This is a genomic window from Geobacillus zalihae NBRC 101842 (genome assembly GCF_001544135.1).
GTDB lineage: Bacteria > Bacillota > Bacilli > Bacillales > Anoxybacillaceae > Geobacillus > Geobacillus zalihae.
The window spans coordinates 29846-44814 of record NZ_BCPV01000013.1; the positions used below are offsets into that span (position 1 = coordinate 29846).

General features: G+C 53.9%; 10 protein-coding genes. 1 reads left to right on the forward strand and 9 read right to left on the reverse strand.

Annotated elements, in window-relative coordinates; translation table 11 throughout:
- Positions 1–73: 73 nt before the first annotated feature.
- The gene (locus GZ1_RS06155) at positions 74–1423 is read right to left on the reverse strand and encodes an MDR family MFS transporter (protein ID WP_060788122.1); all 1350 of its coding nucleotides are present in this window, start codon (positions 1421–1423) and stop codon (positions 74–76) included.
- A 193-nt stretch (positions 1424–1616) separates the two neighbouring features.
- Between GZ1_RS06155 and GZ1_RS06160 the strand changes: the two genes are divergently transcribed.
- On the forward strand, positions 1617–3137 hold the full coding sequence (locus GZ1_RS06160) for a glycine betaine uptake BCCT transporter (protein WP_020756986.1): 1521 nt from the start codon (positions 1617–1619) through the stop codon (positions 3135–3137).
- A 227-nt stretch (positions 3138–3364) separates the two neighbouring features.
- Here the strand turns inward: GZ1_RS06160 and GZ1_RS06165 are convergent, their stop codons facing one another.
- The 8 genes from GZ1_RS06165 to GZ1_RS06200 all read right to left on the reverse strand — a co-directional run bounded on the left by GZ1_RS06165 (position 3365) and on the right by GZ1_RS06200 (position 14926).
- Positions 3365–4390 (reverse strand): C40 family peptidase, encoded by a 1026-nt coding sequence (locus tag GZ1_RS06165; protein ID WP_060788123.1) that lies wholly within the window; start codon positions 4388–4390, stop codon positions 3365–3367.
- A gap of 209 nt (positions 4391–4599) precedes the next feature.
- Positions 4600–6492: a DNA mismatch repair endonuclease MutL gene (gene mutL / locus GZ1_RS06170; RefSeq protein ID WP_060788124.1), complete on the reverse strand. Its 1893-nt coding sequence runs from the start codon at positions 6490–6492 to the stop codon at positions 4600–4602.
- A 14-nt stretch (positions 6493–6506) separates the two neighbouring features.
- Positions 6507–9218 carry a DNA mismatch repair protein MutS gene (mutS, locus tag GZ1_RS06175; RefSeq protein WP_060788125.1) on the reverse strand — a complete coding sequence of 904 codons (2712 nt, stop codon included), beginning with the start codon at positions 9216–9218 and terminating at the stop codon, positions 6507–6509.
- 96 nt (positions 9219–9314) lie between these two features.
- Positions 9315–9863: an outer spore coat protein CotE gene (locus GZ1_RS06180; protein ID WP_015374452.1), complete on the reverse strand. Its 549-nt coding sequence runs from the start codon at positions 9861–9863 to the stop codon at positions 9315–9317.
- 224 nt (positions 9864–10087) lie between these two features.
- Positions 10088–10519 (reverse strand): YlbF/YmcA family competence regulator, encoded by a 432-nt coding sequence (locus GZ1_RS06185; RefSeq protein ID WP_011230803.1) that lies wholly within the window; start codon positions 10517–10519, stop codon positions 10088–10090.
- Positions 10497–12092, reverse strand: a complete 1596-nt coding sequence (gene miaB, locus GZ1_RS06190) for a tRNA (N6-isopentenyl adenosine(37)-C2)-methylthiotransferase MiaB (protein WP_013145701.1) — start codon at positions 12090–12092, stop codon at positions 10497–10499. The genes GZ1_RS06185 and miaB overlap by 23 nt, the downstream gene beginning before the upstream one ends.
- 228 nt (positions 12093–12320) lie before the next feature.
- Positions 12321–13187 (reverse strand): 2-oxoacid:ferredoxin oxidoreductase subunit beta, encoded by an 867-nt coding sequence (locus tag GZ1_RS06195; RefSeq protein ID WP_011230801.1) that lies wholly within the window; start codon positions 13185–13187, stop codon positions 12321–12323.
- Positions 13154–14926, reverse strand: a complete 1773-nt coding sequence (locus GZ1_RS06200; RefSeq protein ID WP_060788126.1) for a 2-oxoacid:acceptor oxidoreductase subunit alpha — start codon at positions 14924–14926, stop codon at positions 13154–13156. The genes GZ1_RS06195 and GZ1_RS06200 overlap by 34 nt, the downstream gene beginning before the upstream one ends.
- Positions 14927–14969 lie beyond the last annotated feature (43 nt).

Here is a 14969-nt window from a genome sequence, read left to right on the forward strand (position 1 = left end):
CTCAATGAGCCTCCTCTTTCACCGTAAACTCGCAAGGAGAGCAAACCGGCCGCCCCCATGCCGCTTCCCCGCCTTACGCCGTTCCTTCCGGCTGCCACGTGTTTCGGCCGGTTTCGGCTTCATCATGAATGAAAAGCGAGGTGACAAGCGCGGCGATGCTGCCAATGAGGCCGAATAAAAACAAATGATGGATGCCGGTCATAAACGTCGGCGCCTTCGTCAAAAACGCTCCCATGACGGTCACGCCGATCGCCGTGCCGATATTGCGGCAAAACATAAAAAAGGCAGTTGCAATCCCCTTTTCATGGGCATCAGCAAGCTGCTGCGAGCCGATAACGCCCACGGTTGACGTCAAGCCGAACGACAGCCCTTGCAAAAACATGATGAAAAAGACGTACCAAAACCCATGGCTTTCATTCAGCAAGGCGAGGAAAAGGCCGGAAGCGACAAGCAGCACGTTGCCGATGATCAGAAGCGGACGATAGCCATAGCGCAAAATCCACTTCCCCGCCGGCACGGCGGCGATCATCCAGCCGACCGAGGAGCCGAGCAAGGCGACGCCGCTGGCAAACACGGACAAGTGGGCGACATTTTGCAAAAAGAGCGGGATGTAGCTTGACGTCCCAAACAAGGCGACACAGCTGACAAAGCCATTAATGTTCATCCATTTGAGCGTCCGATGATGAACAAGCGACAGCGGCACAAGCGGAGATGGCTGCCGTTTTTCGAAATAATAAAAGACGACAAGCAACAACGCTCCGGCCGCACCGTACCACCATCGCCCCTGTTCAACGACCGTGACGAGCAAAAGCAAGCTGATCGCCGCCGCAAACAGCGCCGCGCCCATATAATCAACCGCCGCCCGCTTCGGTTCATACACTTCTTTATACGGAAGCAGCGTCAAAAGCGAGAGCAAGCAAATCGGAATGTTGACATAAAAAACCCAGCGCCATGTCGCATACTCGACAAACAGCGAACCTAAAAGCGGCGCCAACACGGCAGAAAGTCCCCACATGGCCGTAAAAAACGCTTGGATTTTTCCGCGCTTTTCCACGGGGAACAAATCGCCGGCGATAATCGCCGGAAACGGCATCATAAATCCGGCCCCCACCCCTTGCAAGGCGCGGAACAAAACGAGCTGCACCATGTTTTGCGACAACCCGCAAAAAAGCGAGCCGATTAGAAATAAAATAATGCCAAAGCTGAATACTTTTTTGCGGCCGAATAAGTCCGACAGACGACCGGCAATCGGCGACAGGACAGTCGTCGCAATCATGTACGATGCAAACGTCCACGCATACAGGGAAAATTCCCCAAGCTCTTCGGCGATGATCGGCATTGTCGTGTTCATGATGGTCGTATCCATGGACGCGACGAGCATCGCCAGCACGATGCTGACCATGACCGACAGGCGGCTGCTCATACAAATAACCTCCTTTTTTGGTAAACTACAAGTATTTTATTTTACACGATAAAAAATCATGGCACAAAATGATATGCGTCAAAAATTTGGATCGTTTGTATTCATTGTCGAATTTTGTTACCCTAAAAGTGCAAAGCCCCAAAACCGCTAACACGATCCTCATGAGATTATTGTACAAATAAGGAGGAATGAGATGAAAAAAACAACAAGCGTCTTTTCTATTTCCATTGTGATCGCCATTATGTTCATTATTTGGGGAACCATTCCGGAGTCCTCTCTGCCGCGCTATCATTTAAACGCGGTCAGCGGTGCGGTGCACACGTTTCTAATCGATAAATTCGGCTGGTTTTATTTGCTCAGCGCTTCGTTGTTTTTGGCGTTTTCTTTGTTTCTTATTTTTTCCCGTTACGGAAATATCCGCCTCGGCCGCGACGGGGAAGAACCGGAATACAGCTATATGACGTGGTTTGCCATGCTGTTTAGCGCCGGAATGGGAATCGGGTTAGTGTTTTGGGGAGTGGCCGAACCGGTGTCCCACTATTACACGCCGCCAACAGGAGAAGAGGCAACGGCGGAAGCGGCCCGTCTGGCCATGCGCTACTCGTTTTTCCATTGGGGGCTGCATCCATGGGCGATCTACGGCGTCCTTGCCTTGGCGCTCGCTTACTTCCAGTTTCGCAAGCGAGAAGCCGGGGTCATCAGCCGCACGCTGCGCCCGTTGCTAGGAGCGCGGACAGAAGGCGGTCTCGGTGTAGCCATTGATACGCTAGCCGTATACGCAACCATTTTTGGCGTCGCCACCTCGCTAGGGCTGGGAGCCATTCAAATCAGTGGGGGATTGCATCAGTTGTTCCCAAATATTTCAAACTCTATTTCAACACAACTGCTCATCATTGTGGTTGTCACGGCTCTGTTTATGCTCTCGGCGCAAACCGGCCTAAACAAAGGCATAAAATGGCTGAGCAACATCAATATTGCGCTCGCATTGTTGCTTATGTTGTTCATGCTGTTTGCCGGTCCAACGAATTTTATTATGGATGTGTTCACGTCGACGATCGGGACGTACTTACAAAATCTTCCCTCGATGAGTTTCCGGCTCAACCCGTTCGAGCAAAATGATTGGCCGAAAGTGTGGACCATTTTTTATTGGGCGTGGTGGATCGCATGGGCGCCGTTTGTGGGGACGTTTATTGCTCGCATTTCCCGTGGGCGCACGATCCGTGAATTTATGATCGGTGTCTTGGTGGTTCCAACGATTTTCAGCGCCCTTTGGTTTTCCGTGTTTGGCGGCTCAGCTCTTTATTTGGAGCAGTTCCAACATGCCGGCATTGGCGAGGTAATGAATGAAAAAGGAGTAGAAACAGCTCTGTTTTTTACATTCGAACATTTCCCATTCGCTCCATTGCTCTCGGGAATTGCCATTTTGCTCATTTGCACATTTTTCGTCACATCGGCAGACTCAGCAACGTTTGTGCTCGGCATGCAAACCACTAACGGCAGTTTAAACCCGCCAAATTCGGTCAAGTTCGTCTGGGGCATCATTCAATCGGCAGCTGCGACGATCTTGCTGTGGACTGGCGGTCTGCAAGCGTTGCAAACCGCTTCGATCATCGCTGCATTCCCGTTTGCGATCATCATGATTTTGATCGTTCTGTCCCTTATCCGTTCATTTCAGGAGGAAGTGACGCGAAAAGCGAAAAAACCCATCCAATAATGACCAAAGGTGTCCCTCAAGCAACGGGACACCTTTTCTTATTATAGGATGTACGAAATGATTGACAGGCCTTATGATTCCCTTGGTTGTGACGATCAGCAGCTGAAGCAACATCTTTGCACGGGATGCATAAAAAAAGGCTGCCCGCCAAAGCCACAAATGTGCTTTATGCGAGCAGCCTTCCGCCGCATTCGGTTATGTTTAAGCCGACGTCCATACGCATCCCGTTAGTTAAGCACCCGGACCGCTTTTACAAACCGCGTTTTCCAATATGAGGACGTGAGCGACGAATACGTGACACCGAGCGAAACGGTGGCGTTGATCATTTGCCCGTTGCCAGCATAAATGCCGACGTGGTTGATTGTGCCGTTCGAATCGGTATCAAAAAAGACGAGATCGCCTTTTTGCAACTGGCCAAACGACACCGCCCGCCCGGCTTGCGCCTGCGCGGCCGAGGTACGCGGCAGCGAAATGCCGGCTTCGCCAAAAACGCGCATCGTAAACGATGAGCAGTCAAACACATCGGTGCGCGACGGGCTTGCTCCGTACAAATAGCGCGCCCCTAAATATTTTTCCGCAATATCGATGATTCGGTCGGCAAGCGATGCGGAGGACTCAGCGGCAGCCGAGTTGGCGGCCGACACCTGCTGCTTGGCCTCCCGGACATCAGCCGTTCCGCCCGCCACTTTAATGGCTTGGCCAATGCGAATAATGTTCGGGTTTGTAATTTGTGGATTCAGTGCCAATAGACGGTCGACCGTCGTTTGAAACTTGTTCGCAATCCCAAGCAGCGTATCCCCCGCCTGCACGATATACCGGCCGCTTGTCGGCACGGCTGCCGGCTGCACATTGTATGTATTGGAACGTTCCTGTCCCCCTGCTACTTGCAGCTTCTGCCCGGCGCGAATGAAGTCTGGGTTCGCAATGCTTGGATTGAGCTTGAGCAGCGCATCCACAGTCGTGCCAAACTTGCGGGCGATTCCGCTTAACGTATCACCAGGCTCGACCGTATATGTATTCGAAGAAGATTCGTTCGATTCATTTGGCTCATTGACGCGCAATACTTGTCCGGGAAAAATCAAATCCGAAGACAAATCGTTTTCTTGCTTTAACGCTGCGACCGTCGTGCCGGATTGCCGGGCAATCTTCCAAAGCGTATCGCCTTTTTGCACCGTATAGCTCGCCGCCGATGCCGCGTGGCCGGCCAACAACGAGCCGATCAACGTGCTTGTCAATACAACCGTTTTTTTCATGCTGCATCCCCCTATGACGTCGATGTATCCATCTTTATGTATCCATGTTTATACAAAATTCGCTATCACTCTACAAAATTCACCACAGTATTCCTGCACATGTGCCATTATAGTAAAATCAAAGCAATCCGTCTGTAACAGAAAGAATAAAAGTAGATTACAAAACGATTACAAAAAGCGCCCCCTTTGTCGCGCAAAGGGGGCGCAGGCTACATCACCCGTTTAAATAGTTTTTCAATTTCATATGTCGAAAAATGAACGATGATCGGCCGGCCGTGCGGACAAGTAAATGGGTCCGTCGTCTGCCGCAGCGCCTCAAGCAAAGCGAACAGTTCATCCTGGCGCAAATGTTGGTTTGCTTTAATGGCGCGCTTGCAGCTCATTAAGATCGCCGCTTGTTCGCGCAATTGCTTGATGTCGACCGTTTTGGCCGCCAACACTTGTTCGATCATTTCCTCGATGATTTCCTTTTCTCTCCCTTTCGGAAACCACGTCGGATGGGAGCGAACGAGAAACGCCCGCGGCCCAAACGGCTCAAGAAACACGCCGCAGCGCGCCAACTCATTGCGGCAGGCGGCGATTCGCTCGTACTCGTCGGCTGGATATTCAAACATCAACGGAACGAGCAGCTCCTGCACTTCCTTCGTGGCTTCGCCAAGTTTTTCCCGGAAATATTCATAGTTGATCCGCTCTTGAGCCGCATGCTGATCGATCATATACAGCCCATGTTCGTTCTCCGCCAAAATGTACGTCCCATGCAATTGTCCGATCGGATAAAGCGGCGGCAGGCGATCGGCCGCCGCTTTATCCTCCGCTTGCCCATCTGTCGGCAAGCGGAGGGCGCGCCGCTCTTCTCCCACCTCTTCCTCCTGCTTTCGCTCGAAAGCGGGCCCATGTTCGTCCGGTATTCCCCATTCATCCGTCTGCACAGCCGCGGATGGCCGCTCAGCCGGTGCGTCACCGGTTAGCGGCGCAAAAGGGGCGGTCGCATCTTCCCCGCCGCCGATGTCGCTCGATAAGACAGACGGCTCGCGGACGCGATGAATGAACGTCCAAGCCGCCTGCTCCGCCTTTGGTTTTGCCATCTTGCTGTCGGCAGATACGGACGGAATGAGCGTCCGCTCGCGAAATGCCTGGCGGATGGCGTCTGTGACGAGCTCATTCAGCTCTGCTTCCTTGCTAAAGCGGACTTCGAGCTTTGCCGGATGGACGTTGACGTCGACAAGCACCGGATCCATTTCAATGGATAAAAACACAATCGGATAGCGGCCAATCGGCAAGAGCGTATGGTAGCCGGCTTCAATCGCTTTCATGAGCGGCACGCTGCGCACATAGCGGCCATTGACAACAAGCGAGATGTAGTTGCGCGAGGCGCGCGTCACGTCCGGCGGCGAAATGTAGCCGCGAACGGTAAAATCGAGCGATTCCGCTTCGATGGGGATCATTTGTCTCGCCGTCTCCATGCCGTAAATGGCGGCGAGCACGTGCCGAACGTCGCCGCTGCCGTTTGTCGCCAGCAGCGTCTTGCCGTGATGGCGAAGCCGGAATGACACGTCCGGATGGGCGAGCGCTAGCCGGTTGACGACATCGGCTGCGTGGCCGAGCTCGGTATGGATCGTTTTCATATACTTGAGCCGCGCCGGGGTGTTGAAAAATAAGTTGGACACCGTAATCTCCGTTCCTTTGCGTCCGGCCGCCCGCTCGCGGGAGACGAGCGCGCCTCCTTTTAACACGAGCTTCGTCCCCGGTCCGCGGCCTGTGCCGGTCGTCAGCTCCACTTCGGATACAGAAGCGATGCTCGGCAGCGCCTCACCGCGGAACCCGAGCGTGCGGATGCGGAACAAATCGTGCTCGTTGTGAATTTTGCTTGTCGCATGGCGTTCAAAAGCGAGCAAGCAGTCGTCTTCCTCCATGCCGTCGCCGTTGTCAATGACGCGGATTTTCGCCATTCCCGCCTCTTCAAGCTCGATGTTGATGACCGTACTATGGGCATCAATGGCGTTTTCCACCAACTCCTTGACGACCGAAGCCGGCCGCTCGACGACCTCGCCGGCGGCGATTTTGTTTGCCAGCAGGTCATCGAGCTTGCGGATGCGTCCCATCGGGCCTCCCTCCTTTACTTGAGGAGCTTTTGCAGTTCATACAGTTTGTTGAGCGCCTCAAGCGGCGTCATCTCGAGCAAATTGATCTCTTTCAGCGCCGCGAGCGCCTTTTTCTCTTTGCTTGAAAGAGGCGGCTCCACAGGCGCCGGGGCAAGGTCAGGAAACATGCTCAGCTGCTCAAACGCCGCTTCCGCCAAAACGTCCTCCCGCGCCGCGCCGGCTGACGGACGGGAGGCCTTCTCGCGCTCAACCTTGCTGCCGACGTCTAACGCTTCGTTCCCCTGAAAAGCCAAACCCGCTTCCGCCAAAGCGCCATCGTCCATCCTGCCTGCGGCGGCTTCCTGTTTTCCCGCCGCTTTCTCCAGTTCCGCTAAAATGGCCCGCGCGCGTTCAATGAGCGAAGCCGGCAGCCCGGCCAGCTCGGCGACGTGAATGCCGTAGCTCTTATCGGCCGGCCCGTCGGCGATTTGATGCAAAAAGACGACTTTGCCGTTTTCCTCGATGGCGCGGGCATGGACGTTCGAAAGCCGCGGGAGCGAACGCTCCAAGGCGGTGAGTTCATGGTAGTGGGTGCTAAATAGTGTTTTCGCGCCGATATGGTCGTGAATGTACTCAATGATCGCCTGGGCGAGCGCCATGCCGTCGTACGTCGATGTGCCGCGCCCGATTTCATCAAACAAAATGAGGCTGTTTTGCGTCGCATGAGCGATGGCGTGGCGCGCCTCCAACATTTCGACCATAAACGTGCTTTGTCCTGCCGACAGGTCGTCAGCAGCGCCGATGCGGGTGAACACTTGGTCAAAAATGGGCAGCACCGCCCGCTCGGCGGGAACGAAACAGCCGATTTGCGCCATGATGGCGGTGAGCGCCACTTGCCGCATGTACGTGCTTTTTCCAGCCATGTTCGGTCCAGTGATGAGCAGCATTTCCCGCTCGCGGTTCATGTAGCAGTCATTCGGCACGTACATTTGCGCGCCGAGCACTTTTTCGACAACCGGGTGGCGGCCGCCTTGAATCACCAAGACGCGCTCCGTGGAAAACTGCGGACGCACGTAGCGATACTCGTCGCTGATCGTTGCGAATGATTGAAGCACATCAAGCTCGGCAATGGCTTTCGCCAACGTCTGCAGGCGCGGGATGTATTGCTTCACCTGCTCGCGAATGGCGACAAACAGTTCATATTCGAGTTCGATGCTTTTTTCTTCCGCCTCCAAAATGAGCGCCTCTTTTTCCTTCAACTCCGGGGTGATAAAACGCTCGGCGTTGGCGAGCGTCTGCTTCCGTTCGTAACGTCCTTCCGGAACAAGGGGGAGATTGGGCTTTGTCACTTCAATATAGTAGCCAAACACTCGGTTGTAGCCGACTTTGAGCGATTTGATGCCGGTCGCTTCCCGCTCCTTCGCCTCAAGTTCAGCGATCCACGCTTTGCCGTTGCGGCTCGCATCGCGGTAGCGGTCGAGCTGCTTGTCATACCCGTCTTTGATGAGGTTCCCTTCTTTGACGGAAAGCGGCGGCTGTTCTTGAATCGAGCGCTCGAGCAAATCGACGAGCTCTTCGCACGGGTCAAGGCGCTCGCACAGCTTGTCCGCTTCAGCGAGCGGCAGCGCGCCGACCGTCTGGCGGAGCGCCGGCACTTGAAGAAGCGACTTTTTCAGCTGCACGAGATCGCGGGCATTGGCGTTGCCGTAGGAGACACGGCCGACAAGGCGCTCAATGTCGTAAACGCCGCGCAGCCTGTCGCGCAGCTCCTGCCGTTCAAAATAGCTCGTTTTCAACGTTTCCACAAAATCGAGGCGCCGTTCGATTTCGCGCCGATCAATGAGCGGCCGGTCCAGCCATTGTTTTAAGAGCCGCCCGCCCATCGCTGTCACCGTTTCATCCAAAAGCCATAACAACGAGCCTTTCCTTCCTTTTGACCGCACCGTTTCGACCAATTCCAAATGCAGCTTGGAATGTCGGTCCATTTTCATATAGTGGTCAACTTGATACAACTCAGCCGGCTGCAAATGATCGAGCCGCCGCTTTTGCGTGCGGACGAGGTAATGAAGCAAACGGGCTGCGGCCTGCCGCAGCTTTTCTTGCGCCACATGGCCGATGACGCCGTTCCATTCGTCGCATAGAGATGTGTCGTCCTCATAAGAGACCGCCGCCCCGTACCGCTCTTTCAGCTCGCGCACCCACTCTTCGCCGCTGTCTGTGGCAACGATGATCTCCCGCGCTCCAACGGCGTGCAATTCGTTTGCTGCTTCCTCCCACGAAGAAAGAAGCGTCAATCGGACCTCGCCGGTCGACAAATCGGCGTAAGCCAATCCGTATGTACCATCAGCAAACGGCGTGAGCGCCGCCAAGTAGTGGTTTTCCTTCTCGGTGAGCCCTTTGCCTTCCATGAGCGTCCCTGGGGTGATGAGCTGCACCACTTCGCGGCGAACGACGCCTTTGGCCGTTTTCGGGTCTTCGACTTGTTCGCAAATGGCGACTTTATATCCCTTTTCGATTAACTGTTCAATATATCCTTGCGCCGAATGGTACGGCACCCCGCACATCGGCACCCGTTCATCGCCGCCGCCATCGCGGCTTGTGAGCGTAATTTCCAGCTCTTGCGCCGCCTTGATGGCGTCGTCAAAAAACAGTTCGTAAAAATCGCCAAGCCGGAAAAATAAAAACGCGTCCGGATATTGCGCTTTAATGTGCAAATATTGCTGAATCATCGGTGTGTACGATGGCATCGCTTCTCCCCAACCTTTTCGGCCCGAAGGCTCGTTGATTGCGCTACTATTATAACAAGCGGCAAAAGAAAAAACTAGGAAAGAAATTTCCTAGTTTTATTCTTCTTCGCCAAGCAGCAAATCTGGGCTTAAATCTTCTAATTCTTCATCAAGGTCATCCTCGTCGCAAAAATCGTCGTCCTTGCCGCAGCCTTCCGGATTGATGGCAACGCACACCTTCGTTTCGCCGATCACTTCGGCGACAAACTCCCGCTCAACATCGACGACGATTTTATTGCCGTTTGGCGAAATCGTGCACTCGAGGCAGTTCGGCTGCTGGATGACGCGGACGATGACATCGGTGTCATCGCTGATTAAATGATCTTTGTCGCGATATTTTAATTTGACGACGTCCGTATACGACACCGTTTCGGTGACGACTTCGGTTTTTGTATTGTGGTTGTACGAATACCAGACGTTGATGTCATAATGGCCGTGAATTTCGACCGTTTTATCGCATTTTTTCGCTTCATAACGGTGGTTGATGATCCAGCAGCCGAGAATGCTTGACGGGCGGTTCGGCGCCGTCACCGTATGGGTCGATTGTGTAAACTTGCGGCCTTTGCCGACAACGGCTTTCGTAATAATTTCTCTGTATTCAGACATCGAACGGAACCCTCCTCAAATGAATCTTCATTTCATCCTATGCGCCATCTCCGCTAATGTGCACAGCAAATGAATCATTATTCCGTATAGTTCATTGTATGCGCCTGCTCCGTTCGATGTGCCTTCTTTTTTGCCGCCAGATAGCCGCCCGCGGTTCGGGGAAAGGGAGAGCGCGCCCATAAGAAAAAAAGCGCCCCCAAAGGACGCTTTTGAGCCGCATGCCATTAATGGCAGCCGCCGTGTTTGTTGTAGCGAAGCGCGGCGCCGGTTTCGCCGCGCAGCACGTCGCCTCCCGTCGAAGCGAGAATTTCATCGGTCACCGTATTCGAAATCGTCGAGGCGACGAGCTGAAGCAGGTCGTTCACATCGGATTGGGACTGCTGGAATTCGCTGACGATCGGGATTTGCGACAACTCTTCGTAAATGGCGTCAATTTTGGCCTCAACCTGTTTCAGCGCTTCATGTTTTCCGTAATGCTGAAGGTTGACCGCTTGCTTTTGCAGCGATTTCAGCTCGTTGATCAACGTGCGCACTTTTTCGTTTTGGTGGATTTTTTCTTCCGCTCGTTTGAAAAAGTCGACTTCTTCCGTTTCGGCGATCATTTTCGCCAGCTGCTTCGCCTGGGCCAAGATATCATCCCGCGTATATTTTGCCATGTTCGTTCACCTCGATCGCTTCATTGACTAGCTCGCCCGTCAGCGTCCACGTCTTTGCCTGCGTAATGCGCACGTTGACCAATTGGCCAATGAGCGATTTGGGGCCGACGAAGTGGACGAGCTTGTTTTTGCGCGTATAACCCGCCAATACATCCGGATTCGTTTTGCTTTCGCCTTCCACAAGCACTTCGACGACTTGCCCTTCGTATTGCTTCATTTTCTTGGCCGCGATTTCTTGAACAAGGTCGTTGAGACGCTTGAGCCGCTCTTTTTTCACTTCCATCGGCACGTTGTCCTTCATGTTCGCCGCCGGCGTGCCTTCGCGCGGTGAATAGATGAACGTGTAGGCCGAGTCAAATTCGACTTCACGGTAAAGCGACAGCGTTTCTTCAAACTGCTCGTCCGTCTCGTTCGGGAAGCCGACGATAATATCCGTCGTCAACGCGACATCCGGAATGGCGGCTTTGATTTTGCGAACGAGCTCCAAGTACTCCTCGCGCGTATATTTGCGGCCCATCATTTTTAAAATTTCCGTGCTGCCCGATTGCACCGGCAAATGGATATGCTCAACCAAGTTGCCGCGTTTGGCGAGCACTTCGATGAGCCGGTCGTCAAAGTCGCGCGGATGGCTCGTTGTGAAGCGGATGCGCGCAATGTCAATTTTGCGCAGCTCATCCATTAAATCGCCAAGGCCGTACTGGATGTCGGTGAAATCTTTTCCGTAAGCGTTGACGTTTTGCCCAAGGAGCGTAATTTCTTTATAGCCTTGGGCGGCGAGCTGGCGCACTTCTTGGATGATGTCTTCCGGACGGCGGCTTCGCTCTTTGCCGCGCGTGTACGGGACGATGCAGTACGTGCAAAACTTGTCACAGCCGTACATAATGTTGACCCATGCTTTAATCTTCCCTTTGCGCACTTTCGGCAAGTTTTCAACAACGTCGCCCTCTTTCGACCATACTTCGACGACCATTTCTTTCGACATGTACGCCTCATGCAAAATGTACGGCAGGCGATGGATGTTGTGCGTGCCGAAAATGAGGTCGACGTATTGGTATTGTTTTAAAATTTTCTTGACAACCGATTCTTCTTGCGACATACAGCCGCACACGCCGAGCAATAAGTCCGGGTTCGTCGTTTTGAGCGGCTTTAAGTAGCCGAGCTCGCCAAACACTTTGTTTTCCGCGTTTTCACGGATCGCGCACGTGTTGAGCAAAATGACGTTTGCCTCTTCCGGACGGTCGGTCGGCTCATAGCCGAGCGCCATGAAAATGCCGGCCATCACTTCCGTATCGTGCTCGTTCATTTGACAGCCATACGTGCGGATGTAAAACTTCCGTCCGCGCCCCATGCCGCGAAACTCTTCAGGAATCGCAAAGTCTTTGACGTACTTGACTTCCTCTTTGCCGCGTTTCTTCGCCTCTTTTAAATTCGGCGGGAGAAACACGCTCGTGAAATATTTCTCATAGTCTTTCGTCGTTTTTTCTTTCAGCCGGTCCAAGGCGGATTTTCTGTCCGCTGGATGGCTTTCGGTTTTGATTTGTCCCGTTTGCTCCAAACGTTGTTTTTCGTTCATAGCAATCTCCTTTCTTCACAAAATCATTCGATCATCCGGGACGAGCGGCCGCCTTTTCCTGTGCAGCCGGCCTCGCCTCGGCAAATTTCTTCCAACCACACACTACCATAGTATATCGCGAGCGGCAAGGAAACACAATGGGGTTTGTTCCGGAGGACCGGAACATGTCATGATAACAAAAAACACCCAATGAGGCAAGCCTCCATCGGGTGCAAATGGTTTCCATTTTTACATAAACTCTGCTACGAGTTCGGCGAACTTTTCTTTGCTCATTTTCAGCTCCGCCTCGGCAAGCGGCGCCTCGCTGTAGCCTGGCACAAGCTCTTGGTACGACTTTTGTTCTTTGTTTTGATAAATGATCCCGGTGACGAGACCATCGTATTTCATGACCGTCTGCATCGCCATCTCCCGGTCGGACGGGTCGTATCCTTCGATGTCGCTCACCTTGATGAGCCGCTCTTTGAACCACTCGTACGTATTCACTTTGTTGTACGTCACGCACGGGCTGAAGACGTTGATGAGCGCAAAGCCTTTATGCTTGACGCCTTCCTCAATCAAGCTTGTCAATTCTTTTAAATCGCTTGAGAAACCTTGCGCGACAAACGTCGCTCCGGCGCTTAACGCGATCTCGAGCGGCGACAAAGCCGGCTCGATCGACCCGTGCGGCGTGCTTTTTGTTTGGAAGCCGGCAGCGCTGCGCGGCGATGTTTGTCCTTTCGTCAACCCGTAAATTTGGTTGTCCATGACGATGTATGTGATGTCGATGTTGCGGCGAATGGCATGAACCGTGTGCCCCATGCCGATCGCGAATCCGTCGCCATCCCCGCCGGCGGCGATGACCGTCAAATCGCGGTTCGCCATTTTCACTCCTTGCGCCAGCGGCAAAACGCGGCCGTGCGTGCCGTGAAAGCCGTAAGAGTGAATGTAGCCGGAAATGCGGCCCGAGCAGCCGATCCCGGAAATGACCGCGAGTTCGTGCGGCTCCAACCCGAGATTGGCGGCCGCGCGCTGGATGGCGGCCTGCACGGAAAAGTCGCCGCACCCCGGACACCAGTTCGGTTTCACATCATTGCGGAAATCTTTAAAGGTGGCCATTGCGCTAACAACTCCTTGCATTTAGTATAGACGTCGCCCGGCAAGAACGGATTGCCGTCGAATTTTAAGACGCTGGCGATTTTATCAGCGTGCCCGACGTTCATTTTCAACAAGTTCGCCAGCTGCCCGGTAGCGTTTTGCTCGACGACGACGACTCGTTTCGCTTTCTCGACAAGCGGCCGCACGTCGTCAACCGGGAACGGATGAAGCAGACGGATGTGCGCATGGTTGACTTTGACGCCATCTTGCTCGAGCCGCTCCATCGCTTCTTCAATGGCTCCGCGCGTCGATAAAAAGCCAACAAGGAGCAAATCCGGTTCTTCGTGGCGGAGTTGTTTGTGCACCGGCGTCGGGAAGTGGATGTGCTCAAGTTTGCGCATCCGTTTTTCCATTTGCGCCCGGCGGTTTGCCGCCGTCTCTGACGGGCGGCCTGTTTCGGCGTGTTCGACCCCGGTGACATGGTGGATGCCGTATTTTGTTCCCGGCAGCACCCGCGGCGAAACACCGTCCGGCGTGATTTCATACCGTTTGAAGTTGTCTTTGTCCGGAAGCGGCGGCAGTTCACCATTCATCAGCTTGCCGCGGCGGATCTCGATCCGATCGTAATCAAGCGGCTCAACCGTCTGCTTGCCGAGCGACAGCTGCAAATCCGACAGGAAAATGACCGGGCATTGGTATTCCTCGGCTAAGTTGAACGCTTCCGCCATATCGTAAAACGCTTCTTCGACCGTGCTTGGCGCCATGACAATTTTGGGAATTTCCCCGTGCGTGCCATAGATCATCGCGAGCAAATCCGACTGCTCTTGCTTTGTCGGCAAGCCGGTGCTTGGACCGCCCCGCTGCGTATCGACGACAACAAGCGGTGTTTCCGTCATCCCGGCCAGCCCAATCGCTTCGGCCATAAGCGACAACCCGGGTCCGGCCGAAGCGGTGAACGCCCGCACGCCCGCATAGTTGGCGCCGATCGCCATCGTACAGGCGGCGATTTCATCTTCTGTCTGGATGACCGCGCCCCCAAAATCCGGCAGCTTTTTAATCAAATACTCCATAATCTCCGAAGCTGGGGTGATCGGATAGGCGGCCATAAAGCGCGCCCCGCCGGCAATGGCGCCCAAGGCGATGGCATCGTTGCCAATCATGAACATTCGCCGTTTGCCGTCGGCTTTGGCTAGTTTCATCGTTTTCGTCGAACCATCGAGCTGCTCTTTCATATATTGCGCTCCAGCGCGAATCGCTTCCATGTTTTTCTCAACGACTTGCGCCCCTTTGCGCCCAAATGTATCAACGACAACACTTTCGAACACGGCGGCGTCCAAATCGAGCACCGCACTTGTCGCGCCGATGGCAACCATGTTTTTCATCAGCGGATTGCCAAGCTGTGTGGCGATATCGGTGAACGGAACGGCGTAAAGCGCCACTCCTTTTCCTTCCGGAATCACCGGATTGAATTTGGCGTCCGCCATGACGATGCCGCCGCTGTGCAGCTCGTGAAAGTTGAAGTCAATCGTCTCTTGGTCAAACGCCACCAAGATGTCCAAATCGTCTGCGACCGCCCGCACCGGCTTCGTGCTGACGCGGATTTTGTTGTTCGTATGACCCCCTTTGATGCGTGAAGAAAAATGACGGTATCCATATAAGTAATATCCGAGGCGGTTCAGCGCTGTGGAAAAAATTTCTCCTGTACTTTCAATTCCTTCCCCTTGCTGGCCGCCCACCTTCCATGACAGCTGTTCGATCATGCATTACACCCCTTCATATTCACTCCAGCCTTTCGCTACTATT